This window comes from Rhizobium tibeticum, from assembly GCF_900110205.1.
GTDB lineage: Bacteria > Pseudomonadota > Alphaproteobacteria > Rhizobiales > Rhizobiaceae > Rhizobium > Rhizobium tibeticum.
Window position 1 is genome coordinate 1 of record NZ_FOCV01000003.1, and the last position, 24,924, is coordinate 24,924.

27 protein-coding genes, 1 pseudogene and 1 riboswitch are annotated in these 24,924 nt (G+C 60.7%); of the genes and pseudogenes, 15 read left to right on the forward strand and 13 right to left on the reverse strand.

The window, feature by feature from the left end; genetic code table 11:
- On the forward strand, positions 1-346 hold a 346-nt coding region (locus BSG20_RS03725), incomplete at its 5' end, for a transposase (RefSeq protein ID WP_177309805.1).
- A gap of 127 nt (positions 347-473) precedes the next feature.
- Here BSG20_RS03725 and nrdE read toward each other — a convergent pair.
- The 3 genes from nrdE to nrdH are packed head-to-tail and all read right to left on the reverse strand — an operon-like array spanning position 474 to position 3,243.
- On the reverse strand, positions 474-2,627 hold the full coding sequence (gene nrdE, locus BSG20_RS03735; RefSeq protein ID WP_072369212.1) for a class 1b ribonucleoside-diphosphate reductase subunit alpha: 2,154 nt from the start codon (positions 2,625-2,627) through the stop codon (positions 474-476).
- Positions 2,615-3,010: a class Ib ribonucleoside-diphosphate reductase assembly flavoprotein NrdI gene (gene nrdI / locus BSG20_RS03740; protein WP_072369214.1), complete on the reverse strand. Its 396-nt coding sequence runs from the start codon at positions 3,008-3,010 to the stop codon at positions 2,615-2,617. The genes nrdE and nrdI overlap by 13 nt, the downstream gene beginning before the upstream one ends.
- A gap of 11 nt (positions 3,011-3,021) precedes the next feature.
- Positions 3,022-3,243 (reverse strand): glutaredoxin-like protein NrdH, encoded by a 222-nt coding sequence (gene nrdH, locus BSG20_RS03745; protein ID WP_072369216.1) that lies wholly within the window; start codon positions 3,241-3,243, stop codon positions 3,022-3,024.
- Between the two features lie 255 nt (positions 3,244-3,498).
- Positions 3,499-3,723, reverse strand: a riboswitch (cobalamin riboswitch).
- Positions 3,724-3,846: 123 nt separating this feature from the next.
- On the opposite strand from nrdH, the pseudogene BSG20_RS35475 reads away from it, so the two are divergent.
- Positions 3,847-3,933 (forward strand): annotated as a pseudogene (locus tag BSG20_RS35475) (3-hydroxybutyryl-CoA dehydrogenase); the annotation flags it as partial.
- A 108-nt stretch (positions 3,934-4,041) separates the two neighbouring features.
- Here BSG20_RS35475 and BSG20_RS03755 read toward each other — a convergent pair.
- On the reverse strand, positions 4,042-4,572 hold the full coding sequence (locus tag BSG20_RS03755; protein WP_072369221.1) for a hypothetical protein: 531 nt from the start codon (positions 4,570-4,572) through the stop codon (positions 4,042-4,044).
- Positions 4,573-4,814: 242 nt separating this feature from the next.
- A complete protein-coding gene (tlpA, locus tag BSG20_RS03760) occupies positions 4,815-5,477 on the reverse strand; it encodes a thiol:disulfide interchange protein TlpA (RefSeq protein ID WP_072369223.1) in 663 nt (220 codons plus the stop codon).
- Positions 5,478-5,518: 41 nt separating this feature from the next.
- Here tlpA and argH point away from each other — a divergent pair, with 41 nt between their 5' ends.
- The 6 genes from argH to BSG20_RS03790 all read left to right on the forward strand — a co-directional run bounded on the left by argH (position 5,519) and on the right by BSG20_RS03790 (position 12,415).
- A complete protein-coding gene (gene argH / locus BSG20_RS03765) occupies positions 5,519-6,919 on the forward strand; it encodes an argininosuccinate lyase (protein ID WP_072369225.1) in 1,401 nt (466 codons plus the stop codon).
- 77 nt (positions 6,920-6,996) lie between these two features.
- Positions 6,997-7,191 carry an LPS translocon maturation chaperone LptM gene (lptM, locus tag BSG20_RS03770; protein WP_072369228.1) on the forward strand — a complete coding sequence of 65 codons (195 nt, stop codon included), beginning with the start codon at positions 6,997-6,999 and terminating at the stop codon, positions 7,189-7,191.
- Positions 7,192-7,203: 12 nt separating this feature from the next.
- Entirely contained in the window at positions 7,204-8,472 is a 1,269-nt protein-coding gene (gene lysA, locus BSG20_RS03775) for a diaminopimelate decarboxylase (RefSeq protein ID WP_072369230.1), read from the forward strand.
- 227 nt (positions 8,473-8,699) lie between these two features.
- Complete coding sequence (locus BSG20_RS03780; RefSeq protein ID WP_177309812.1) at positions 8,700-11,342, forward strand: TIGR02302 family protein; 2,643 nt, start codon at positions 8,700-8,702, stop codon at positions 11,340-11,342.
- Between the two features lie 118 nt (positions 11,343-11,460).
- Complete coding sequence (locus BSG20_RS03785) at positions 11,461-11,793, forward strand: hypothetical protein (protein ID WP_072369234.1); 333 nt, start codon at positions 11,461-11,463, stop codon at positions 11,791-11,793.
- 172 nt (positions 11,794-11,965) lie between these two features.
- Entirely contained in the window at positions 11,966-12,415 is a 450-nt protein-coding gene (locus BSG20_RS03790; RefSeq protein WP_072370129.1) for a hypothetical protein, read from the forward strand.
- A 329-nt stretch (positions 12,416-12,744) separates the two neighbouring features.
- Here the strand turns inward: BSG20_RS03790 and BSG20_RS03795 are convergent, their stop codons facing one another.
- The 3 genes from BSG20_RS03795 to BSG20_RS03805 form a co-directional block, all read right to left on the reverse strand.
- A complete protein-coding gene (locus BSG20_RS03795) occupies positions 12,745-13,104 on the reverse strand; it encodes a response regulator (protein WP_007789408.1) in 360 nt (119 codons plus the stop codon).
- Positions 13,105-13,222: 118 nt separating this feature from the next.
- Positions 13,223-13,765, reverse strand: a complete 543-nt coding sequence (hpt, locus tag BSG20_RS03800) for a hypoxanthine phosphoribosyltransferase (protein ID WP_024316197.1) — start codon at positions 13,763-13,765, stop codon at positions 13,223-13,225.
- Between the two features lie 64 nt (positions 13,766-13,829).
- Positions 13,830-14,459 carry a hypothetical protein gene (locus tag BSG20_RS03805; RefSeq protein ID WP_244541244.1) on the reverse strand — a complete coding sequence of 210 codons (630 nt, stop codon included), beginning with the start codon at positions 14,457-14,459 and terminating at the stop codon, positions 13,830-13,832.
- A 203-nt stretch (positions 14,460-14,662) separates the two neighbouring features.
- On the opposite strand from BSG20_RS03805, the gene ftsE reads away from it, so the two are divergent.
- The 4 genes from ftsE to BSG20_RS03825 all read left to right on the forward strand — a co-directional run bounded on the left by ftsE (position 14,663) and on the right by BSG20_RS03825 (position 17,984).
- Positions 14,663-15,322, forward strand: coding sequence for a cell division ATP-binding protein FtsE (gene ftsE / locus BSG20_RS03810; protein ID WP_024316195.1), 660 nt, complete (start codon positions 14,663-14,665; stop codon positions 15,320-15,322).
- 55 nt (positions 15,323-15,377) lie between these two features.
- Positions 15,378-16,325, forward strand: a complete 948-nt coding sequence (locus BSG20_RS03815; protein WP_368516298.1) for a cell division protein FtsX — start codon at positions 15,378-15,380, stop codon at positions 16,323-16,325.
- 69 nt (positions 16,326-16,394) lie between these two features.
- Positions 16,395-17,102 (forward strand): YdcF family protein, encoded by a 708-nt coding sequence (locus BSG20_RS03820; RefSeq protein ID WP_177309806.1) that lies wholly within the window; start codon positions 16,395-16,397, stop codon positions 17,100-17,102.
- Between the two features lie 84 nt (positions 17,103-17,186).
- The gene (locus tag BSG20_RS03825) at positions 17,187-17,984 is read left to right on the forward strand and encodes a lysophospholipid acyltransferase family protein (protein ID WP_072369243.1); all 798 of its coding nucleotides are present in this window, start codon (positions 17,187-17,189) and stop codon (positions 17,982-17,984) included.
- 2 nt (positions 17,985-17,986) lie between these two features.
- Here the strand turns inward: BSG20_RS03825 and BSG20_RS03830 are convergent, their stop codons facing one another.
- Positions 17,987-18,520, reverse strand: coding sequence for a gamma-glutamylcyclotransferase (locus BSG20_RS03830; protein WP_072369245.1), 534 nt, complete (start codon positions 18,518-18,520; stop codon positions 17,987-17,989).
- A 51-nt stretch (positions 18,521-18,571) separates the two neighbouring features.
- On the opposite strand from BSG20_RS03830, the gene BSG20_RS03835 reads away from it, so the two are divergent.
- Positions 18,572-19,570 carry a DUF2125 domain-containing protein gene (locus tag BSG20_RS03835; protein WP_072369247.1) on the forward strand — a complete coding sequence of 333 codons (999 nt, stop codon included), beginning with the start codon at positions 18,572-18,574 and terminating at the stop codon, positions 19,568-19,570.
- 269 nt (positions 19,571-19,839) lie between these two features.
- On the opposite strand, the gene BSG20_RS03840 is transcribed toward BSG20_RS03835, so the two are convergent.
- The 3 genes from BSG20_RS03840 to BSG20_RS03850 form a co-directional block, all read right to left on the reverse strand.
- Positions 19,840-20,766 (reverse strand): prephenate/arogenate dehydrogenase family protein, encoded by a 927-nt coding sequence (locus BSG20_RS03840; RefSeq protein WP_047521569.1) that lies wholly within the window; start codon positions 20,764-20,766, stop codon positions 19,840-19,842.
- On the reverse strand, positions 20,763-21,872 hold the full coding sequence (gene hisC / locus BSG20_RS03845) for a histidinol-phosphate transaminase (RefSeq protein ID WP_072369249.1): 1,110 nt from the start codon (positions 21,870-21,872) through the stop codon (positions 20,763-20,765). The genes BSG20_RS03840 and hisC overlap by 4 nt, the downstream gene beginning before the upstream one ends.
- Before the next feature lie 103 nt (positions 21,873-21,975).
- Positions 21,976-22,752: a class I SAM-dependent methyltransferase gene (locus tag BSG20_RS03850; protein ID WP_024316187.1), complete on the reverse strand. Its 777-nt coding sequence runs from the start codon at positions 22,750-22,752 to the stop codon at positions 21,976-21,978.
- Between the two features lie 54 nt (positions 22,753-22,806).
- Here BSG20_RS03850 and gloB point away from each other — a divergent pair, with 54 nt between their 5' ends.
- Positions 22,807-23,577 carry a hydroxyacylglutathione hydrolase gene (gene gloB / locus BSG20_RS03855; RefSeq protein ID WP_072369250.1) on the forward strand — a complete coding sequence of 257 codons (771 nt, stop codon included), beginning with the start codon at positions 22,807-22,809 and terminating at the stop codon, positions 23,575-23,577.
- Positions 23,577-23,999 (forward strand): cupin domain-containing protein, encoded by a 423-nt coding sequence (locus BSG20_RS03860; protein WP_072369252.1) that lies wholly within the window; start codon positions 23,577-23,579, stop codon positions 23,997-23,999. The genes gloB and BSG20_RS03860 overlap by 1 nt, the downstream gene beginning before the upstream one ends.
- Here the strand turns inward: BSG20_RS03860 and yddG are convergent, their stop codons facing one another.
- A complete protein-coding gene (yddG, locus tag BSG20_RS03865; protein WP_072369254.1) occupies positions 24,000-24,896 on the reverse strand; it encodes an aromatic amino acid exporter YddG in 897 nt (298 codons plus the stop codon).
- Positions 24,897-24,924: the final 28 nt, after the last annotated feature.

Below are 24,924 nucleotides of genomic sequence, written 5' to 3' on the forward strand. Positions count from 1 at the left end.
TCCCTACTGCGACACCGACGCCATGAACCAGCATCTGCTCGAAATCAGCCAGGCCGTCGATGAAGGTGCTCATGCCGTGCTGATCGTTGATCAGGCTGGATGGCACGTCACGCCGAAACTCAAAGTACCCGACAACATCACGCTGCTGTACCTGCCGCCGCGATCGCCCGAATTGAACCCTGTCGAGAGCCTGTGGCAGTTTATGAGGGAGAACTGGTTGTCCAACCGGATATTCAAAGACTACGACGACATCGTTTCCCATTGCTGCGACGCATGGAACAAGCTGGTCGCGCAGCCGTGGAAGATCATGTCGATTGGAATGCGTGATTGGGCGCACCGGTTTTGATTAGCGCTCGTTGGTATCAGGCGGTTCCAGACCTCGAGGTCCTTGTCGTCCTCGACACGGTTCCAGTTGATGGCGCGCACGCGACTTGCGGGCTTGATTTGGATATTCATTGGACGTCCTTGCAAAGTCAAAGTGTGCAGGAAACGCAGCCCTGCACCTCGGTGCCGGACAACGCCATCTGGCGCAGGCGGATGTAGTAGATGGTCTTGATGCCCTTCTTCCAGGCGTAGATTTGTGCCCGGTTGATGTCGCGGGTGGTTGCCGTGTCACGGAAGAACAGCGTCAGGGACAGCCCTTGATCGACATGCTGAGTCGCCGCCGCGTAGGTGTCGATGATCTTCTCTGGCCCGATCTCGTAGGCATCCTGGTAATATTCGAGATTGTCATTGGTCATGAAGGCCGCCGGATAGTAGACACGGCCGATCTTGCCCTCCTTGCGGATTTCGATCTTCGAAACGATCGGATGGATCGAGGAGGTCGAGTGATTGATGTAGGAGATCGAACCGGTCGGCGGCACAGCCTGCAGGTTCTGGTTATAGAGGCCCGAGGTCATTACCGCCTGCTTCAGCACAAGCCAGTCTTCCTGCGTCGGAATATCGATGCCGGCTGTCTCGAAGAGTTCCTTGATCCGCTCGGTTGCCGGCACCCAGGCCTGCTCCGTGTATTTGTCGAAGTATTCGCCGGTTGCATACGTCGAGTTCTCGAAGCCCTTGAAACTTTTGCCGCGCTCCCCCGCCAGCCGGTTCGAGGCACGGATGGCATGGTAGGTCACCGTGTAGAAATACATATTCGTAAAATCGACGCCTTCGTCCGAACCATAGTAGATGCGCTCGCGGGCGAGATAGCCGTGCAGGTTCATCTGGCCGAGGCCGATCGCATGGCTGTCGTCATTGCCCTTCTCGACCGACGGTACCGAGGCGATATGGCTCAGGTCGGAAACGGCGGTCAGCGCGCGGATCGAAGTCTCGATCGTCTTGCCGAAGTCGGTGGAATCCATCGCCGCGGCGATATTGAGCGAGCCGAGGTTGCAGGAGACGTCCTTGCCCATATGCTTGTAGGAGAGATCATTGTTGAACTCGCTCGCCTCGCTCACCTGCAGGATTTCCGAGCAAAGGTTGCTCATCGTGATGCGGCCGGCGATCGGATTGGCGCGGTTCACCGTGTCTTCGAACATGATGTAGGGATAGCCGCTTTCGAACTGGATTTCGGCGATCACCTGGAAGAAGTCGCGCGCCTTGATCTTTTTCTTACGGATGCGGCTGTCGGCCACCATCTCGCGGTACCTTTCCGTCACCGAAATCTCGGTGAAAGCCGCGCCATAGACCCGCTCCACATCGTAAGGCGAGAAGAGGTACATGTCCTCGTTGTTCTTTGCGAGCTCAAAGGTAATGTCGGGAATGACGACGCCGAGCGACAGTGTCTTGATCCGGACCTTCTCATCGGCATTTTCGCGTTTGGTGTCGAGGAAGCGCATAATGTCGGGATGGTGCGCATTGAGGTAGACCGCCCCTGCCCCTTGGCGTGCGCCGAGTTGGTTGGCGTAAGAGAACGAATCTTCCAAAAGCTTCATGACAGGAATGACGCCGGAAGACTGATTCTCGATCTGCTTGATCGGAGCACCTGCTTCCCGCAGGTTCGTCAGAGAGAGTGCAACACCCCCGCCGCGCTTCGACAACTGAAGCGCCGAATTGATGCCTCGCGCGATCGACTCCATGTTGTCCTCGACGCGCAGGAGAAAGCAGGACACGAGTTCGCCGCGTTGCTTCTTCCCGGCATTGAGAAAGGTCGGCGTCGCGGGCTGAAACCGCCCGGCGATGATCTCATCGACCATATCACGGGCGAGGTTTTCGTTGCCGCAGGCCAGCGTCAGGGCAACCATGCAGATGCGGTCCTCGTAGCGCTCCAAATAGCGCTTTCCGTCGAAGGTCTTCAGCGTATAGCTGGCGTAATACTTGAAAGCCCCGAGGAAGGTTGGGAAGCGGAACTTTTTCGCATAGGCATGGTCGAAGAGTTCGCGCACGAAGTTGAACGAATATTGATCCAGGACCTCCTGCTCGTAATAGCCCTCGGTCACCAAGTAATCGAGCTTTTCCCTGAGGTTATGGAAGAACACGGTGTTCTGGTTCACATGCTGCAGGAAATACTGCTTGGCCGCCAGCCGATCCTTGTCGAGCTGGATTTTGCCGTCCTCGTCATAGAGGTTCAGCATGGCATTGAGGGCGTGGTAGTCGAACGCGGCTTCTGCTGCCTTCAGAGGTCGATCGAGCGTTAGCGTGTCCAAAATCGTTCCAATCCGTGTCTGACGTTGTCGACATCCGCCGCCGTGCCCAGCAGCTCGAACCTGTAGAGGTACGGAACCTGGCACTTGGCGGAGATGATGTCGCCGGCGATCCCGAAGGTCGCTCCGAAGTTGCTGTTGCCCGCGGCGATGACCCCGCGGATGTTCGAACGGTTTTCCGCGTCGTTGAGGAAGCGGATCACCTCTTTGGGCACGGCCCCCTTGCGGCCTTCGCCGCAATAGGTGGGGACGATCAGAACGAAAGGACTGCCAACCGCAAGGTTAGCGTCGCCGCCGATCGGGATGCGTTGGGCCGGCAGACCCAGCTTTGTTACGAAGCGATGGGTGTTTTCCGACCGACTGGAAAAATAGACGATCTCGCCCATCGTCCTTGCCGTCACACCAGCGCGCTGATCATATCGGGGCGAAACCCGGCCCAATGCTGCTCACCGGCGACGACCACGGGCACCTGGCGATAGCCGAGCCCCTGCACCAGTTCGTAGGCCGCAGAATCGGTGGAAACGTCGATCACGGTGTATTTGATGCCCTGGCGGTCGAGTGCGCGGGTGGTCGCGGTGCACTGGACGCAGGCCGGCTTGCTGTAAACAGTAATGCTCATCAATATATCCTCGTGTATCAGGAAGGCATAAGGGATCGTTCGGACATCCGCCGATGTCCGTGCGACAGGAACTCGAAAATGAAGACAGCTATTGCCGATTGCCGGGCACGCTAAATGCCCGTCACTCGCGCAGATGCAAATCGAAACTCAAGGACATAAGACTTCACCCCGAAGTGGCTCATGCGGGGCATTAGCGGAAGCGAAGATCGCGGCATCGTGCACAATCCAACGCTCGCCATCCGGACACCCCGCCCGTGGACGTTGCTGATCGAGGCAGGTCTCCTGGCTTGCAGGTCATAGCGCTCATTCTCGCCTTCCCGAAATCAAAGACTTCAGTGGCTTTGTCGAACGAATGCTCGCCGCTTACAGTTGCGGGGGCAGCTCCGGCATTGCTCGGCCCATCATGGACGTCGCGCACCGTATTCCCGTCTTAGCTTCCGATCCTTGCGAATCTGAAGAACCTCGAACACTACATATAGTATATGAGGTTAATTTCCCGTCAATGGCTATGTTCACACCAGCCGGTGAAAGTCTGGGAAATCGCGATGCCACTCCGGAGGGTGTCGCACGGATCGACCTGGATCGTAAATTGGAGCAGCTGGTAAACATGTCGAGGCCGGCTGGCTTTGCCGCAAGTCCGGCCGTGGCTTCTACGACTATCGCAGCGAACCGCCGGACCCGACCCGCTGAGACGCCAAATGATCTCGCGGATCGGCGGGTTCCATTCCTGCTATTTGAGGTTGGCTGCTCACACCAGATCGATAAGCTGATGATGTGACCTGGCAAAAACTACAACGCCTATACGCCACGAGCGTCGCGCTTTGCCTGTGAAACAGCGCCAGCCTTCCGCAATCTACCTCGCTCCATAGGACGGATGAGATTTTTGCGCTTTGAACTTTCGATCGAGTGCATGCCTGCATGAGCCTGGCGTGCGTTAAATGACTCGTCTTTCTCGCTTTTCGCTTCTTTCTTTCGCGCCAACACGGCTCGCATGTTCTCGACCATCTGAACTTTAGCGAGCATTCTACGCCGACGCGCCTGTTCGGCATTTACACTACGCACGCCCATTGCCAGAACTTCGAGTTTGGCTCTCGTGCCCGTATCCTTGCGCGCCGGCGCCGCCCCTTTGGGTTGCGCCTTGCCTCTCATTTCCCTGCGCTGTCTATTCGCCTCGCTTTGCGCACGATCGCGCCTTTCACGTATTCGCTTGGCGAGGTCCGAGAGATCAGCATCCGGCAGGCCCTGCATTGCCGGATGGTGGGTTTTTTGAACGAGTTGCCATTCGTCCGCTGTTAGCAAACGCTCTGCCTGCTTGCGCGAAATTGCCATCTACGCCTCCTACGCTGTCGCACCAGTAAACTGACTTGCGTTCGATAGGGCTCGCCTGCCCCTTGAGCGAAGCGAGCTAAAGCTTCAAAAGCTTGGGAGACGCCGTCTCCTTCGCGGATTCGACTTAAGCACGCGACTTCGTCTCGTTCACAATCTAGCGACGCACGGCAAGGTCCGCAATGGGCCTTCAATATCGGTGGTCGTCTGGCGTCTTTCGAGGGAGTATTCTAAGTTGTCGACGCTCACGACCCCACGGCACCCTTGATCAGCGCCTTGGCATCTTCGCTATCCCAGGCCGCCGGCCCGTTCATGGCAGAGATCAGGCAGCCCTTGTCGTCGATCAGCAGCGTGACGGGCAGGCCGAACGCCAGGCCCTGCTTCTTCAGGCTGTTGAACACCTCGATCGTGTTGTCGCGATAGAGCTTGAGCGCATCGACGCCGATCTCGCTCAGGAAAGCCTTCGGTTTCTCGTCGTCGCCGGTATCGATGTTGACGGGAACGACCTGGAACCTGTCGCTGCCCAACTCCTTCTCCAGCGCGTTCAGGGCCGGCATTTCCTCGCGGCAGGGCACGCACCACGTCGCCCAGAGATTGAAGAGCACGGTCTTGCCGGCGAAGTTGTCGAGCGTCATCGGCTTGCCGTCGGCGCCCTTGAAGGCGACAGTGGTGAGCTTGCGGTGCTCGTCGGCGGCAACCATTGCTGCGACCTGGCCCTTCAAGAGCGGCGAAATCCTGGCGGCGACGTCCTTTGCCGCCGCGCATTCGCCCGATGCCGTTTGCGCCCCGCCATTGCCAGACCCGGCTTCCCTGATGTAAACCGCTGCCGCACCGGCAATAATGCCTGCGACGGCCGCGATCCCGATGAGCTTGAGGGATGGCAGGCGCAGGGGCGTTCTTGTCGTCATTTCGTTCTCCGAGACACGCGTTCTTCAAGGCAGGCATCTTCATGGCCGACAGCACGGACACCAAATCCTCCAACCAGATGTGGGGCGGACGTTTCGCTTCCGGCCCAGATGCGATCATGGAGGAGATAAATGCCTCGATCGGTTTCGACAAGAAGCTGTTTGCACAGGACATCCGCGGCTCGATCGCGCACGCCACCATGCTCGCCCACCAGGGCATCATTCAGTCCGATGATAAGGACAAGATCGTCGAGGGGCTAAACACGATCCTGTCAGAGATCGAAAGCGGCAATTTCGCATTCTCCCGCCAGCTCGAAGACATTCACATGAATGTCGAGGCACGGCTCGCGACGCTGATCGGCCCGGCCGCCGGCCGCCTGCACACCGCCCGTTCGCGCAACGACCAGGTCGCGCTCGATTTCCGCCTCTGGGTGAAGGAAGAGCTTGAGAAGACCGAGCAACTGCTCACCAACCTGATCGCCGCCTTCCTCGACCGCGCCGAAGAGCATGCCGAAACCGTCATGCCGGGCTTCACGCATTTGCAGACGGCACAGCCCGTCACCTTCGGCCATCACTGCATGGCCTATGTCGAAATGTTCGGCCGCGACCGCTCGCGCGTACGCCATGCCATCGAGCATCTCGATGAAAGCCCGATCGGCGCGGCGGCGCTGGCCGGCACCGGCTATCCGATCGACCGCCACATGACCGCCAAGGCGCTCGGCTTCCGCGAACCGACCCGCAACTCGATCGACACCGTCTCCGACCGCGATTTCGCCATCGAGTTCCTGGCGCTGGCCGCCATCTGCAGCATGCACCTGTCGCGTCTGGCCGAAGAGATCGTCATCTGGTCGACCCCGCAATTCGGCTTCGTGCGCCTGTCGGATGCCTTCTCCACCGGCTCGTCGATCATGCCGCAGAAGAAGAACCCCGACGCCGCCGAACTGGTGCGCGCCAAGACCGGCCGCATCAACGGCTCGCTGATCGCGCTTCTGACCATCATGAAGGGCCTGCCTCTCGCCTATTCCAAGGACATGCAGGAAGACAAGGAGCAAGTCTTCGACGCCGCCGAGAGCCTGGAACTGGCCATCGCTGCCATGACCGGCATGGTCCGCGACCTGACGATCAATACCGCGCGCATGAAGGCCGCAGCCGGTTCCGGCTACTCGACTGCCACCGACCTTGCCGACTGGCTGGTGCGCGAGGCCGGCCTGCCGTTCCGCGACGCCCATCACGTGACCGGCCGCGCCGTGGCGCTTGCCGAGAGCAAGGGTTGTGATCTCGCCGACCTGTCGCTTGCCGATCTGCAGGCGATCAATCAGGCCATTACCGACAAGGTCTACGACGTGCTGACGGTCGAGGCATCGGTTGCAAGCCGCAAGAGCTTTGGGGGCACGGCACCTGAGGAAGTGCGCAAGCAGATCGCCTACTGGCGCGCCCGCAACTGACCTCAACAATCAGGGTGCACAAGGTGGATAAACTTCGCTATGAAGGTGTCCACCAGTGCCGCTCCAAGAGGAATTCCATGCAGAAGAGCTTGCCGCAGATCGTCCGCTTGACGGTTGTTTTCGCCGTAATCGGCCTTGCCGTCGCCGGGTGCGGGCGTAAAGGCGATCTCGATCCGCCGAGCGCGAACGCAACGAAGACCGGCGACTCGTCGAAGCCGACGCCGCAGCCAGGCACCGTGGATAGACCCTTCATCCTCGATCCGCTTCTCTAAGAGGCAACTGACGTGAACCATTTCCAGTATCGCGACGGCGTCCTCTACGCCGAAAACGTTCCCGTTCCGGAGATTGCCAAGGCCGTCGGCACACCTTTCTACTGCTATTCCACGGCGACGCTCGAGCGCCACTATCGGGTGTTCGCCGAAGCATTCAACGATGTCGACGCCATGGTCTGCTACGCCATGAAGGCGAATTCCAATCAGGCCGTACTGAAGACGCTCGGCAATCTTGGCGCCGGCATCGACGTCGTCTCCGAAGGCGAGCTGCGCCGCGCGCTCGCCGCCGGCATCCCGGCATCGCGCATCATGTTCTCCGGCGTTGGCAAGACACCGCGCGAAATGGACTTTGCGCTCGAGGCCGGCATCTACTGCTTCAATGTCGAGTCCGAGCCGGAACTCGAGATCCTTAACCAGCGCGCCATCAAATCGGGGAAGAGGGCACCTGTCTCCTTCCGCATCAATCCCGATGTCGACGCCAGGACGCATGCGAAGATCTCGACCGGCAAGAAGGAAAACAAATTCGGCATTTCCTGGGAACGCGCCCGCGCCGTCTATGCCCGCGCTGCGACCCTGCCCGGCATCGACGTGACCGGTATCGACATGCATATCGGCAGTCAGATCACCGAACTGCAGCCGTTCGAGGACGCCTTCAAACTGCTGCGCGAGTTGGTGAGCACGCTACGCGCTGACGGCCACGACATCCATCACGTCGATGTCGGCGGTGGCCTTGGTATCCCCTACCGGGATGACAACAACCCGCCGCCGCATCCGGAAGCCTATGCCGAAATCGTCAAGGGCCAGCTGCGCGAACTGAATTGCAAGATCGTCACCGAGCCCGGCCGCCTGATCGTCGGCAATGCTGGCATCCTGGTGACCGAAGTGATCTACGTGAAAGACGGCGGCGAAAAGACCTTCGTGATCGTCGACGGCGCAATGAACGACCTTATACGCCCGACCCTTTATGAAGCCCATCACGAGATCCGCCCCGTCGTGATTTCCGCAGCAAACGCGCCGCGCATCAAGGCGGATGTTGTCGGCCCCGTCTGCGAAACTGGCGATTTCCTGGCGCTCGACCGCGAAATGGCGATGCCGAAACCCGGAGATCTTTTCGCCATCAGCTCCGCCGGCGCCTATGGCGCGGTGCAGGCCGGCACCTACAACAGCCGCCTTCTGGTTCCCGAAGTGCTGGTCAAGGGTAGCGATTTCCACGTGATTCGACCGCGCGGGACCTACGAAGAGCTCATTGGTCTCGATTCCGTCCCGACCTGGCTGGGCTGATCACGCTCTCGGTGATGGCATCACTTTTTGGCGAAGAGCCGTGAAAAACCGGCATTGGCCGGCGCTTGCCCTCGCCTTCGCCACAAAGAATGTTATCTTTGACAGGGAGCGAATTCCCCCGGCGATCGCCGGAAGTGCACTCTGCCCTCGAACGCCAGCTCGCGGAGACCGGATTGAATAAGAGCTCCAGCAGCGAGAAACACGGTGCATTTGCCCTGAGGCCGTCCTTGGCTCGGCTGGTTGCGGCGAAGCGCTTTCTGGCGCGCCTGGTCCTGCTGTCCGAGCAGATGCTGCCCCTGTTCCTGCCGATCCTGTCGGTTGTGGCGCTCTATCTGGCAGCGTCGTGGTTCGGTGTCTTCCGCTACGCGCCCGACTGGGTCCGCGTGGCGCTGCTGATCGTTTTCGCGGTTGCCTCTCTCACAACGCTTCTTCGCCTGCGCCGGCTGCACTGGCCCGACACGGCCGCTGCCGACCGGTTGCTCGAACAGCGCAACGGCCTGCAGCACCAGCCGGTGGCCGTTCAGGAAGACGAGCCCGCCACCGACACGCCCTTCGCGCGCGCCCTCTGGCGCGAACACCAGACGCGTATGGCGGAGAAGATTGCGGCACTTGATACCGGCTTCCCGCGTCCCGACATCGCCTCCCACGACAGAATGGCGCTGCGTGCCATCCCGGCCCTGCTTGTGGTGATGGGTTTCGCCTATTCACTATCGATGAACGGCGGCTCGGTCACCGACGCGCTGCTGCCGCGGCCGGCACCGCAAGCCACCGATCCTGCCGTGCGCATCGATGCCTGGGTCACGCCACCCTCCTATACCGGTCGCGCACCGATCTACCTGACGGTCAACGGCACCGAGCAGGCGGCAATCCGCGTTCCCGAACTCTCGACCCTTACGGTCCGTGTCAGCGGCGGCAAGACCGCCGAGAAGGTCGTCTTCCGGCATGAGAATGGCGAGGCACAGAACATCGCCCCGCTGGAGGCGGCCAAGCAGCCCGCGCCTCCAGCGGCCACGCAGACTGAAGGCACGGCTGCACTTCCTGCTCTGTCGGCCGCCACGCATCTGATGAAGCTCGAGGAAAACGGGGAGCTCGAGGTCAACGGCCGCACGTGGAGTTTTGAGGTTATTCCTGACAAGGCGCCCGAGATCGCCTTCAATGGCATGCCGAAGCCGACGGTCAACGGTGCGCTCGAGGTCGGCTTCACGGTCAAGGATGACTACGGCGTACAGGAAGCGCGTGCGGAGATCGTTCCTGTCGACGCCGAGCCGACCGCAACGCCGCTCTATCCGTTGCCCGACTTTCGCCTGGATATCCCCCGCCGCAATTCGCGCGACGCAAAAGGCGTGACCAGCAAGAACCTTACCGAGCACCCACTCTCGGGTAAGCGGGTCCGCATCACCCTTGTTGCCAAGGACGCCGCCGGCCAGACCGGTCGCAGCCCGCCGCACGAGATGACGTTGCCCGCCCGCCCGTTCAACGAGCCTCTTGCCGCGGCCGTGGCCGAGGAACGGCAGGTGTTCTCGCTCGATACCCGGAAGATGCCGGAAGCGATCGCGCTGAACGAAGCACTGACGCTTCGCCCGGAAGAGACGATCCCGAGCCTGACCAATTACCTGCTGCTGCAATCCGCACTGACACGCATGAAGCTCACCAAGGGCGACGAAGCGATGAAGGACACCGCCGATTACCTCTGGGATATCGCGGTCGGCATGGAGGACGGCGACCTTTCGCAGGCCGAGCGCAACCTGCGCAATGCCCAGCAGAACCTGGCCGATGCCCTGCAGCGCAATGCACCTGATCCCGAGATCAAGAAGCTCATGGACGAGCTGCGCAAGGCGATGCAGGAATATATGAAGGAGCTTGCCCAGCGCATGCAGAATGCGCCGATGCAGCCGAACCAGAACGCCCAGAACATCATTCGCCAGCAGGACCTGGAGCGGATGATGGACCAGATCGAGAATCTCGCACGATCGGGCAATCGGGACGCTGCCCAGCAGATGCTCTCCGAGCTGCAGCGAATGATGAACAACTTGCAGGCCGGCAGGCCGCAGCAGGGGCAGCAAGGCCAGGACAACAGCCAGATGCGCCAGCAAATGGACAAGCTCGGCCAGATCCTGCGTGACCAGCAGAAACTGATGGAAGAAACGTTCAAGCTGGACCAGCAGCTGAAGGACCGCATGCAGCGCGGCGATCCCAACATGGGCATGAACGATCCGTTGCTCGACGACATGCCGATGGACAATGACGGCATGCAGCAGGATCAGCAACAGGGTCAGCAGGGCCAGAGTCAGGACCCGAACCAGCAAGGCCAGAACCAGCAGGGCCAAAACCAGCCGGGGCAGTCGCCTTCCGACGAGATGACGGCCGAACAGCTGCGCGAGGCCCTAAAGCAGTTGCGTTCGCGCCAGGACGAACTCGGCAAGCAGCTCGGCGAGTTGCAGAAGGGTCTTGGCGACATGGGCATCAAGCCCGGTCCGGGCTTCGGTCAGGCCCAGCGCGAAATGGAAGGCGCCGGTCGCGAGCTCGGTCAGGGCCACGGCGAACCTGCGATCCAAGGCCAGGGACGTGCACTGGAAGCGCTGCGCCAGGGTGCGCGCGACATGATGAACCAGATGATGCAGGCAATGCAGGGCCAACAGGGACAGGGTCCCCAGGGTCAAGTCGGGCAAGGCAACCAGAACGGCCGCGACCCGCTTGGCCGTCCACGCCGCGCCGAAGGACCTGACTTCGGCGATCAGGTGAAGGTGCCTGACGAAATCGATGTGCAGCGCGCCCGCGAGATCCTGGACGCCATTCGCGAAAAGCTCGGCAACAACCCGCCGCAGGAAATCGAACGGCGCTACCTGGAACGGCTGCTGGACATCCAGTAACCCAACTGTGCCAATTCAGGTCACAATAGCGTGAGATTCGCTGCCTCCACGCCGCAGACTCCTATGTCTACCGTGACGCGGATCGCGCGTCGTTTGGGCACGAGTCGAGGGTATTTCCATGAAAACGGATTTGAAGCTGATCGCAGCTGTCGCGCTTGGATTCGGCATGGCTGCAAGCACAGTAAGCGCAATGGATATCGGTGGTTTCGCCACGACCAACAGCGGGGGCAGGACCATGGCTGCCGACGGCTACGAATCGAGCCGAAGCTGGCGCGGATCGAATGCCTACCAACCGGCTCCTTATAGCATGGAGACGACGGGGAGCATTTCGTCCAACGGCCCCAGAGCACGGCGACCAGTCAATTGCCCGCCGCGGCCCGTTCCTGGCACGCTGCAGACGCAGGGCGGGAACAGTGGAACGACCATAAATCCGGCTTGCCCCGACTATTGAGAAGCCGCGACGGCTGGAACCATCACGCCATCGCCTCCCATCCAGCGAGACGATGGCATAACCAGACGCGTGACATCGTAGACGCCAGAGCTCCAAATTCATCGCCGAGGCTAGCCCTGCCTGGCGAAAGCTTCGTAATGTCACGCTGCAAGTGAATAACGATAGCGATTCGATGGCAATTCTCTTCAAGACGGTAATCGGTGAAAACGCAGCATTTGAGTTAATCGAGAATGCCCTCTCCCGAACCGGCGAATACGACGGCTACCTCAACGTCGTAGCTGACGAGGGCGAGCGAACTCTCTCCTGGTCCCCGGGCATGCACGCCGAACAGTTCCAGGCGGAGATCACGGAGATCCTTCGTTCGACATGGGACATTTGTCGCTTCTGGGTGATCTACGAGCGGCGTGACGATCGGCAGGATGCCGAAGCCAATGCCATCCGCAATGCGGCGTTCAGGCTGACGCGCGGCTATGCCGGCGTCATCGTCGTGACCCTCAGCCTGCTCCACAAGCGCGATAGCCTGGCCGATATCGAACTGATCTTCGTGTGCTTTCAGCAGGATTTCCAGCGACGCAATTTCCGCGTGCGCTACGAAGGCAAGTTCATTCGCGACGAGAACTGAACAGCCGAGGCAGTGCGCTGACGCAACTCCCTGGTTTGAGGAAGGATCCGAGAGCAATAGGCAGTGCTTTGCCGGTGGCTTGACCCGAGCACGCAAACACCGTCACCGCAGCGCAAGAAACAAGTCCCGCCAGCCCGGATTCAACCTCGATCAGTTCGACCCTCCCACCGAGGGTCAAGCGCCAGGATGACGAGAGGATACGGGAGCAAGGGCGCACGAAATGATCTCCCTTGCAACCGAAAATGGGACCCGGTTTCGGGATAAAGACGTGGCTGGCCAAGACAAACGCGCGAAAGCGCGACAAGCGAACCTGAAAGATCGTGACGCGCTCAGGCGGCCAACGCACGCGCGACTGCCTTGCGGATGTCGGGCAAGGCAAAGGGCTTCGAGACGACATCGACGATCTTTTCCGCCAGGTCGTCAGCGCGTTCGCGCTGTTCCGCGTAGCCGGTCATCAGCAGGATTTTCAGCGCCGGGAAGGCCGATTTTGCCTGGTGCGCCAGTTCGATGCCATCCATGACGGGCATGCGGATATCCGAGAGCAGCAGGTCGTAGACGCCGTCTCTGAGTTTTTCCAGTCCTTCCGCACCGTCGGCGGCTTCTTCGGTCTCATGACCGTCAAGACGCAAAGCGCGGGCTACGAAAGAACGCAGGGAGTCCTCGTCTTCCGTAATCAGAATTTTTGCCATGGTGTGCATCACTCCGTTTCATGCCCCGCAACGGAAATCACACGACTTTCCTTTGCGATCGGTAAACGGCGGCAAGGGATGGACGGGATGGTTAACAACCCGTCTTGTCCCGGCACATTCAGGCGTCGCCAGTGACGACGCCGACAAATGGAAGCTCGCGGAAGGCATAGGCGACATCCATTCCGTAGCCGACGACGAAATAGTCGGGGCATTCGAAGCCGACATAGTCTGCTTCCAGCTTTTCCTTGCGCTTCACGCTCTTGTCGAGGAGCACGGCAATGGTGACGTGACGCGCGCCGCGCTCATAAAGCAGTTCCTTGGCAAACAGCAGCGTGCGGCCGGATTCCAGAATATCGTCGATCAGAAGAACGTCGCGATCCTTCACGTCGCTGTCGATATCCTTGACGATTCGAACGCCTTGCGAAACCGTGCCGGTGCCGTAGCTCGACAGCGTGATGAACTCGACTTCGGGCGCCAGGCCGCTGTCATGCAGCGCGCGGATGAGGTCGGCGGCGAAGATGAACGAGCCCTTCAACACGGCAATGACCAGCAGATCCTTCGTGGGTCCCGCTGCAATCTGCTTCGCCATGGCATGGTTGCGTTCCGCAATCTGCTCAGCGGTGAAGAGTGGCTCGATGTTTTTTCCGCGCACGACGGGCATAAGAAGGCTTTCTCCATGAATAGGAGCACAAGCCGTTACCACAAACAGCGGGGCGAAACACCCCTTACGGCATGAACGAAAGCCGGACTTCCGGCATTTTTCCACCCGCGTACTGGACTCTCGTTGAAAACCCGCGGCTCTGGCCACCGTAGATGACATCCGCAGGCGGGTTGATAACGATGCTTGTCGTCAGCTGCTCGCCGGCAAAAAAGTCGGCGCGGATGGGGCGCACGACCTGCGTCGTGCCGCTCTGATTGTCGATGATGCCGTTCATGAGCAATACCCGCATCCCGTTCGCATCACGGGGCGTCATGGTGACGTGCGAGAAATGCAGCGGCGAGTCCGTTGATCCAGCCTCGCTTTGCGAGAAACCGGAGAACCCCCCGAAGAGGCCGAATACCAGCACCGAAAGCGCAAGTACGAGCGTGGCAAAGGTCTTGACCGATGCCTGCTGCAACCAGGCTTCGCCCATCCGAAGGAGCGCCGATGTGCTCGACGACTGCGAAGGACGCTGGCGATTGTCAGTGAAGCTGCGGGCATCAAAGCCCCGGGTACGACCGTTCGCAATCACCACGAATTCGGCATCGGCAACATCGGCCGGGCGAGTTCGGCGGGCCTCACGCTTGGTCGGTTCGGGCGGCAGAAAATCATAGGCGTGACCGGGCGCCTGGCGTCTGAACGAGGAGGAGGTCATGATGACGGCCTTTCCGGTGTCCACATGGTTTCAGGCCGGACGGAAATCCGGCATTGAAACGAATCCTGCTCAGTCGTAAATTTCAATGGTTAATGCTTCGCAAAGATCGCCATCAAAGCGGCGTCTTTCCGGTAAAATTTACTGGTTGTTAATGGTGTTGGTTAACAAGTCGTGCGGTGAACAAACAAAAGACTGATCTGCCGTTGATCCACTTCGAAAATGTCGGTTTGCGCTATGGGATGGGGCCGGAAATCCTCCGGGACCTGACGTTCGACATTCCGAAAAAATCGTTTCAGTTCCTGACGGGGCCTTCGGGCGCCGGCAAGACCACGCTGCTGCGGCTGCTGTTCCTTTCGCTGCAACCGACCCGTGGACTGATCCGCATGTTCGGGCGCGACATTTCCGATATTCCGCGCCCCGAGCTGCCACTGCTGCGGCGCCGTGTCGGCATCATCTTCCAGGAATTCCGTCTGCTTGACCATTTGACCACCTACGAGAACGTGGCGCTGCCGCTGCGTGTTCGCGGCAAGGACGAAAGCTCCTACAAGACCGATGTGCTTGAGCTTCTGAAATGGGTTGGTCTTGGTGAGCGCATCAACGTCTTGCCGCCGGTTCTGTCAGGTGGCGAAAAGCAGCGCGCCGCGATCGCGCGTGCCCTGATCGACCGTCCCGAGATCCTTCTGGCCGACGAGCCGACCGCGAACGTCGATCCGCCGATGGCCCGCCGTCTGCTCAATCTCTTCCTCGAACTCAACCGTCTCGGCACGGCGGTTGTCATCGCGACCCACGATCTGGCGCTGATGGACCAAGTGGAAGCCCGCCGCATGATTCTCTCGGAAGGGCATCTCGAAATCCATGACTGAAGCTGCCCCCAAACCGCCGGCAGAGGCTGCTTCCCGAAGCCAGAAGCGGCCGGAGATGAAGGTGCGCCCGACGGCGCCGATCCTGCCTTCCGCCAATATCCAAGGCAACGCGCTGATGGTGGTCATTGCCATCATGGCCTTCCTTGCCTGTCTGACACTCGGCGGCGTCAGCATGGTCCGCTCCACCGCGGCAAGCTGGGAGAGCCAGATTTCCCGCGAGATCACCATCCAGATCAGGCCCGACGAGGGTCTGGACATGGACAAGACGCTGACACAGGCGCGAGATCTCGCGCTCACCTTTGTCGGGACAAAGGACGGCCAGATCGTCGACGAGGCGGCAACGGCCCGTCTGCTCGAGCCCTGGCTCGGCACCGGGCTTGACATCAAGGAACTGCCGGTTCCGCGGCTCGTGATCATCACCATCGATGAGAACAACCCGCCCGATTTCGAGGCAATGCGCTCGCTGCTCAAGGAAAGCATCCCGCAGGCTTCGCTCGACGACCACCGCACCTGGGTCGACCGGCTGGTTTCGATGGCCCACACTACCGTCATGATCGGCACCGGCATCCTGCTGCTGGTCTTTTCGGCGATGGTGCTGACCGTCGTTTTCGCGACCCGTGGCGCCCTGTCCGGCAATCGCCACATCGTCGAGGTGCTTCACTTCGTCGGCGCGGAAAGCTCGTTTGTCGCCACAGAGTTCCAGAAGCATTTTCTGAAGATCAGCCTCAAGGGATCAGCGGTCGGCAGCGCCCTTGCCGCGCTCTTCTTCATGACTGCCGGCTTCCTGCAGAGCCACACCTTGGCTACCCCGCAGACGGACCAGGCAACCGCTCTCTTCGGCACGTTTTCGGTCGGTGCGCTTGGCTATGCCGGCATCTTTGCCACCATGATCGTCATCGCCCTGCTGACGACCTTCACGGCCAGGCTGACGGTTATGCGAACCATTTACGAGATCGACACGCTGCGTTCCGATCCGACACGCGCCGATGGGCTCGTGAATTGAACTTTACATGCCTTTTTTGCCTTGAAAGCGTCTGTTCGCCGCCGCAATCTGCATATATTTTTCTGATTCATGAGCATGGGCAACTTTTCGCGCACCCCGATTCGCCCTGGAACGGAGCTTGCTCGCTCCGACGGGCGACCTGTGCGTGGTCCGGTGCGTCGAATGCTGCGCTGGGGCGGCGTTGCCTTTGTGCTCATTGTCGCGCTGATTTTTGGCGGCTTCCTTCGCTTTGCCGATTCCGTTACGACCTTGAAGCCTCCGCTCGATCCACGCGCGGATGCGATCGTTGTTCTGACAGGAGGCTACCAGCGCATCGACCAGGCCGTCGAGCTACTTCAGAAAGGTGCCGGCAAGCGCCTGCTGATTTCAGGCGTGCACCCGGCAACCACGCCGAAGCAGATCCGCAAGATGACCCAGGCTTCGCCGGAGCTTTTCTCCTGCTGCGTCGACGTCGGCTACGATGCGCTCGACACGATCGGCAACGCCCAGGAAGCATCGAACTGGATCCATCAGCGCGGCTACAAGAGCGTCCTCGTCGTCACCAATAACTATCATATGCCGCGCAGCCTGGCGGAGCTCGCTTATGTCGATTCCGAGACCCAGTTCATTCCCTATCCTGTTGTGAACACGGATCTGAAGACCAGCAACTGGTTCACCGATCCCAACGCCGTGCGGGTCATGCTTGCCGAATATGCGAAAGTGCTCTTTGCCGGCGCGCGCAATCTGACGGGTCTCGGCCGTCATGCAGGGCTGCGCTCGGCCGGCGTCTCCGGCTAAAGCCGAGGGAAAGCTTTTTCTGACGGCCAATATCGTGTAGGAGGGCGCAACCGCCTTTTGCGGACATTGGCCTTGGGAAAGTTTATGATCGCCCTGCGTTCCGTTCTCTTCAACACGATCTTCTACGTCAACCTCATCGTTCGCATGATCGTACTGTCGCCCTACTATTTTGTCGCGCCGCGCAAGGACGCATACCGCATACCGAAGAACTGGGCGCTGTCGAGCCACTGGTTGATGGAGAAGATCGTCGGTACGACCTTCGAGATCGAAGGCATGGAGAACCTGCCTGATGGTGGCTATATCCTGGCACCGAAGCATCAGTCTTTCTGGGATACCTACGCCCTGCTGCCTTGGCTGAAAGACCCGGTCTATATCCTGAAGCGTGAGCTGATGTGGATCCCGCTCTTTGGCTGGTATGCCAAGAAGCAGCGGATGATCCCGATCAACCGCGGCGCACGCGGCAAGGTCATGGTCGAGGCGTTGAGGCGCACCAAGGAAGAATTGGCAACCGGCCGGCAGCTGATCATCTACCCCGAAGGCACGCGCCGCCCGCCGGGCGCCGAGCCGCTCTACAAATACGGCATCGCTCGCATGTACCGTGACCTGCAGCTACCGGTCGTGCCGGTCGCCATGCATCCCGGCCTCTTCTGGCCGCGACGCAGCACGATGCGCTATCCCGGCCACTTCAAGGTCCGGATACTACCGCCGATCCTGCCCGGCATGGATCCCGATGCCTTCTTTGCACATCTGATTGAGGTGACCGAGAAGGCGAGCGATGAACTACTGGTCGATACCGTCGAGCGCAATCCGAACCTGCCGCTTCCGCCGACTGCCACTCGCCGGCTCGCGGAATTGCAGAAGGTCAATGCCGCGACGGCTTGACCTCAGGCCGCCTTTCTCAGCCGTTCCACTTCGCCGACCACCTGCTCCAGCCAGTGATCGCGAATGCCCATCTCCCGCAAATGCGCCAGCGTATTGAAGACGTATGCGTCGTTTGGTCCTGACTGGCCTTGCGCACCGTGGACAACCCGCGCCGCCGCGATCGCATCGAGCCCGCCGGCATATTGCGTATGGCTGCGATCGACGACATAGGCGATCGCCTTGCTTGCCCTGCCGTCCGCCAGCTGCAACGGCAGGCAGCGTTCGAGATAGACGTTGGTTACGAGCTCGCGCTCCCTGAGATAGTCGATCGTTTCGTCCCACTGCTCCGGCGCGATCCGGAAGGCCATTCCACGGCAGGAACCACCACGATCAAGGCCGAGCACCAAGCCCGGATCCCGTTGCGTGCCGCGATGCACCCAGGAATGCACGCAGAGCGAACGCCTATAGCCATAGACAAGAGCCTGAGAACGCTCCAAAAACGCGAAGCCCGGATTCCACATCAGTGATCCGTAGCCAAATACCCAAAATTCGTCCATATCGCACGCCAGACCGACATTCCCACTCGCGGCACACCATTGGAGAACATCATGGCAGCGTCAAGCCCATCCCGCAGCGGCAGAAAATTCTGGATGCTCGGCGGCGGTATCGTCTTGGTGATCGTGCTTTATACGGGTGCTTGGTTCTATGCCGCGTCCCAGTTGAAGAACACCGTGCTGAGGGCGATCGCACCCGGCAATACTGCAGGCGTCAGTGGCGCGTGCACGGATATCGATTTCCGCGGCTATCCATTCCGCATCGGCCTGTTCTGCTCGAAGGTCGACGTCGACGATACCGTCAACGGCGTATCGGCAAGCTTCGGCCAGCTGCGCTCCGCAGCGCAGGTCTACGCTCCCGGCCATATCGTATGGGAGCTCGATTCACCAGCCGAGATCCGCAGCGCCCATGGCCTGTCGCTCAATGCCGAATGGGCGAGCCTGCAATCCAGCCTGATCACAAAGCTGAAGGGTATCGACCGCTCGTCGATGGTCATCGACGGGCTCAAGGGGACCGCCGTCTCCTCGCAAACGGGCCAGACGATCGACTTCGACGCCGCCCATACCGAAATCCATCTCCGCCAGAACGGCGGCGATCTTGACGGCGCGATCTCCGTGACGGATTCCAAAGCCGCCATCAAGGATTGGCCTGCCTTTCCCAAGCTTTCGGCGAGTGCCGACGTGACGCTTGCCGGCAAGGCCGGCATGATCGACGGCAGCGACCAGAGGGGGCTCTTCGGCGCCAGTGGCGAACTGCGCAAGGTCGTGGCCGACATCGGTGACGGCAAGGTCATGACCCTGAGCGGCCCCTTCTCCTTCGACGAGGAGGGCTATCTGTCAGGCAAGTTCAAGCTGGAGATCGAGCAGCTTGGCCCCTGGCGCGACAGCATCAAGCAGACCTTCCCTGACATCGCCAAGACGGTCGACACAGCCGCCAAGTTGCTCAAGGCGCTGGCCGACGGCGGCGACAAAGTTTCCGTTGATCTCGTGGTGGCGCGTGGCAACGCCACGGTCGGCGGCTTCATCCCGCTCGGATCGATCCCGCCGATCTGAGGGTTAGCCGTGACCCCGCCTCATCCCTGCGCTTGTCGCAGGGATGCAGCCACCGCGCCTCCGCGCGGTGAACGACCGATATTGCGCTAGCGGGAGCTTCCCGGGACGAAAGACTTGGGGTGCACTGGATTCCTGTGACAAGCACAGGAATGAGATGCCGGGGCAGCCTACTTGCCAACCCTCGACCATCCTGCGGATGAGAGAGGGGCGAAGCGGCGCGGTCAACTCCTATGCTCGTCACCGTGACGGCATGTCTCCAAGTCCGTACCCTACTTCTTTTCGAGCGGGTGGGGACGGCCGAAGTCCGGCGCGTCGACATCCTGACCGGCCTGGACGATGGAGCGGCGGATAGCGCGGGTACGGGTGAAAAGATCGAAGATCTTGTCGCCCTCGCCCCATCGAATGGCCCGCTGCAGATAGGCGAGGTCCTCGGAGAAGCGCGCGAGCATTTCGAGGATCGCATCCTTGTTGTGCAGGCAGACGTCGCGCCACATCGTCGGATCGGAGGCGGCCAGACGCGTGAAGTCGCGGAAGCCGGAAGCGGAATACTTGATGACTTCCGATTCGGTGACCGCCTCAAGATCATCTGCCGTACCGACGATGTTGTAGGCAATGATATGCGGCAGGTGCGAGACGATGGCGAGCACCTTGTCGTGATGCTCCGGATCCATCTCGTCGACCTTGGAGCCCAACGATTCCCAGAACTGTCGCAGCGTCTTCAACGCCGTCTCGTCAGTGCCTGAAATCGGCGTGAAGATGCACCAACGGCCCTCGAAGAGCCCGGGGAAGCCGGCATCCGGACCGGATTTCTCCGTACCCGCAAGCGGGTGGCCGGGGATGAAATGAACGTGTGGCGGCATATGCGGCTGCATCTGTGCGATGACCGAAGCCTTGGTCGAACCGACATCCGTCACGATCGCACCTGGCTTCAGGCTGCCGGCGATTTCTTTCGCAACGCTCTCGGACGCCCCAACGGGCACCGACACGATGACCAGGTCCGCGTCCTTTGCGGCATCGGCCGACGACGTCGTGTAGCGGTCGCCGAGTTGCAGTTCCTCAGCTCTCTTCAGGGTATCGGCGCTGCGGGTCGCAATGACGACCTCCTTTGCCAGGCCAAGCCGCTTGACGTCATAGGCAATGGAGGAGCCGATCAGGCCGATCCCGATCAGCGCGATGCGATCGAACTGCACGGTCATGACTTGCGTCCCACAAACTCGCCGAGCGCTTCGATGACGCCACGGTTCGCCTCGTCCGGCCCGATGCTCATGCGCAGCGCATTCGCGAATCCGTAGCCCTTGACCGCACGCAGGATGTAGCCGCGGCTGGTCAGGAACGCATCGGCTTCGGGCGCCCGCTTGCCATCAACGTCTGGGAAGTGGATGAGGACGAAGTTGGTGACCGACGGCGTCACCTTCAGACCGACAGCCTCGAGTGCGACCGTCATCTTCTCGATCCACATCTGATTGAAGGTTACGGCTTCCTGCACAAATGCCTGGTCGCGAATGGCTGCGGCACCGGCGGAGATTGCAGCCGAATTCATGTTGAACGGACCGCGGACACGATTGACCGCGTCGATGATGTCGGCGGGCGCGTACATCCAGCCGACGCGAAGAGCGGCCAGGCCGTATACCTTGGAAAAAGTGCGCGTCATGACAACGTTTGGATTGGACGAAACGATCTCGATTCCGGCTTCGTAGTCGTTGCGGCGCACGTATTCCGCATAGGCCGCATCCAGAACCAGCACGACATGCTTGGGCAAGGAGGCATGCAGACGACGGATCTCGCTGACCGGAACATACGTGCCAGTCGGATTGCCCGGGTTGGCAATAAAGACCATTTTGGTCTTGGGCGTAACCGCGGCAAGGATCGCATCGACGTCAACGGTCGCGTCCTTCTCCTTGACAACGACCGGCGTGGCGCCCGCACCCATGATCTGGATTTTGTAAACGAGGAAACCGTGCTCTGTGATGAGCGCTTCATCGCCGGCGCCCAGATAGACATGGCAGAGCAGGCCGAGCAGCTCGTCCGAGCCGTTGCCGCACATGATATTAGCCGGGTTAAGACCGTGAACGGCCCCGATGGACTCCCGCAATTCGATGGCCTGACCGTCAGGGTAGCGTTCCAGATTGCCGGCGGACTCACAGAAAGCTTCGATCGCCTTCGGGCTCGCGCCGAGCGGCGTTTCGTTGGACGAGAGCTTATAGACGCGTGCGACGCCCGGCGCATGTTCCTTGCCCGGCACATAGGCTGCGATGTCCATAATACCGGGACGCGGAACGGGCTTGCTCTTCTCTTCGCTCATGGGTCGACCTTGGAAATACCGGGGAATTTCGGCTGAAAACTGCCCTGTGGCAATAGAACGGAAAGGCGGTTTTGTCGAGTGCTGCGGGACCTAGGGTCAGGACCTAGCGGCTGCGCGTCGTTGGAACGCCATGCGGCGCCAGAACCGGCACGAAGACGCGACGCGAGGCGCGGGCGGCAACCGGCAAGCCCTGATAGAGCCGCTTCTGCGCCTCGACGATAATGACGCCTGAGAAGGCCGGCCATAAGGTGCGTCCCACGCGGTCGAAGACACTGCGCAGACGCATCATCGTGCGAAGCTTTGAGGGCGGAAAGAACAAGGCCTCCGCCGTCGCGCCGGGCGTGAAATTGGTTTCCCGCAGGAGATTCGTCAGCTGTCCTCGCGAATAGGGACGCCCCGAGCCAAACGGCGTGTGTTCCATGCGCGCCCAGACACCGCGCCGGTTCGGTACGACAATGACCAGACGCCCGCCTGGTGCCAGCACCCGCCACAACTCCTTCAGGGTTTCCCGCGGGCTCTCGGCAAATTCGAGCGAATGGACCATCAGCACCCGGTCGATCGAGGAATCGGGCAGCGGCAATTCCTCGTCGAAGATCAGGGCCGTCGTGGAAAGCGCGCCCACCGGCCAATTCACGGCGCCTTGCCCTGCCGGCATGAAGGCAAAGGTTCTCTCCGTGTCGGGCTGGAAGCGATCAAGGAAGGGAACGACATAGCCCAGACCAACGAGACGTTCCTGCGGCAGCCGGACCCACAGCGAGGAGAGCGCCATGGCGATCGACTGCTCGGCAATGCGTCCGAGGTCGGAATGATAGAACTGGCGTAGGTCAACAATATCAGCGTGCATCAAGGCAAATGTTATCAGTGGGCGGTTGGACTTCAAGGCGGGACTCTCTACATTCCCGGTATACCCGCGATAAAGAGGCTGCCTGAGACTATGAAACCTTTGGATTTAGACGTTTTTCTCTGCCGTTCCGACAATTTCGGCGTGTTGGTGCACGATCCTGAAGCCGGCCTGACGGCGTCGATCGACGCGCCCGATGCTGCCGCAGTGCAGCAGGCTGCCTCCCGCCGCGGCTGGACAATCTCGCATATTTTCACCACGCATCACCATACCGACCACGTCGAAGGCAATCTCGCGCTGAAGGAGCAATATGGTTGTGAGATCATTGGCCCCGTCAACGAGGCCGTGGCGATCCCCGGCCTCGACAAGACGATGGCCGACGGCGATACCTTCCTGTTCGGCGACCATACGGTACAGGTCATCGAGACCCCTGGGCACACGGCCGGCCATATCTGTTACCACTTCATCGACGACAAGCTGCTCTTTGCCGCTGACACGCTGTTTGCGCTCGGCTGTGGTCGGCTCTTCGAGCGTCCGGCCGCCGATATGTGGCACTCGCTTCAGAAGCTTGCCGCGCTGCCCGACGAAACGGCCGTCTACTTCGGCCACGAATATACCCTGTCAAACGCGCGCTTTGCGCTCACCATCGATCCGGACAATCAGCGCCTGATAGTCCGTGCGGCCGAGATCGAGGCCCTGCGGGCGGAGAACAAGTTCACCATTCCGACGACCCTGGCGCTGGAGAAGGAGACCAATCCCTTCCTGCGCGCCGCCGACCCTGCGATCCGCCGCAGCCTGCTGATGGAAACAAAGACCAACGAGGAGGTCTTCGCGGAGATCCGCCGACGCAAGGACAATTTCTAATGTCCCCGGACGATATCATTCGCGAACTTGGAATGGAGCCGCATCCCGAAGGCGGCTGGTATGTGCAGACCTTCCGCGACACCGACGGTGGCTCGCGCGGACATTCGACGGCGATCTACTATCTCCTGAAGGCCGGCCAGCGTTCCCACTGGCATCGTGTCCACGACGCAGCCGAGGTCTGGCACTACTATGCAGGAGCGCCCCTTGCACTGCACCGCGCCGACGACGAAGGCAGAAGTGAAACGCTGAGGCTTGGTACCGACATCCTGAAAGGAGAGCGGCCGCAGGCGATCATTCCAGCCAACTGGTGGCAGTCCGCCGCAACGCTCGGAGATTACACGTTGGTCGGCTGCACGGTCGCACCCGGGTTCGAATTCTCAAGCTTCGAAATGGCGCCGCCCGACTGGAAGCCCGCCGCCTGATCATTCCGCGGCGATGGCTTGCTCCGCCGTTGCGGCCTTCCGCCGAAACATGTCCTGCGCCGCCAGCACCGCCCCGCCTGTCACGAGCAGGCAGGCGAAGGCGATCCGCCAGCTTGGGTCGGCAAAGCCGAAGATGGTCAGGATGAGCGTCGAAAGCAGCGGCGCGGCATAGCTCGCCGAGCCGAGGATCTGGATGTCGCCATTTTTGACGCCGAAATCCCACGCATAGAAGGCCGCACCCACCGGGAACAGGCCGAGGCCGAGCACACCCAGCCATTCAAGGCCCGTTTCCGGCCAGATCGTCGTCTCAAGGCCGAGGTGGCAGATCAGCGACAGGATAGAGGTCGCCATGCAGAAACCGGTGACGACATCGGTCGACACAGCATCGAACCGCCGCGTCAACAGCGAATAGCCGGACCATGTGAAGGCGCAAAGGAAGGCAGCGCCGTAGCCGACGGCATAGGCGCCATCGAAATTGATGCCGTTGCGCCCGACGATCAGGAAGGTGCCGCAAAGACCGGCCAGGGCGCCGACGATATGATACCAGCGCAGCCGCTCTCCCGGCAGTAGCGCCGATCCGACGACGATCAGCAGCGGCCAGAGATAGGCAATCAGCCCTGCTTCGACCGCCGGCGCATTGCGAAGCGCCGTGAAGTAGAGGAAGTGATAACCGAACAATCCCGCAATCCCGACGATCCAGACCTTGGCCGGCTGCTTGAGCAGCGCCAGCCGCGACGGATTGAGGGTGAGCACGACGATGCCGGGAATGCTGCCGATGGCAAAGCAGATTGCCGACAGCTGGAACGGCGGCATTTTGCCGGAGGCGGCCGTCAACAGCGCCAGAAACGACCACATGAGGATGGCCGTAAAGCCGATTAGCGTTGCCCGAAGCTTCACCTGCCCCCCCTTTTGCGGAGACCCCTGC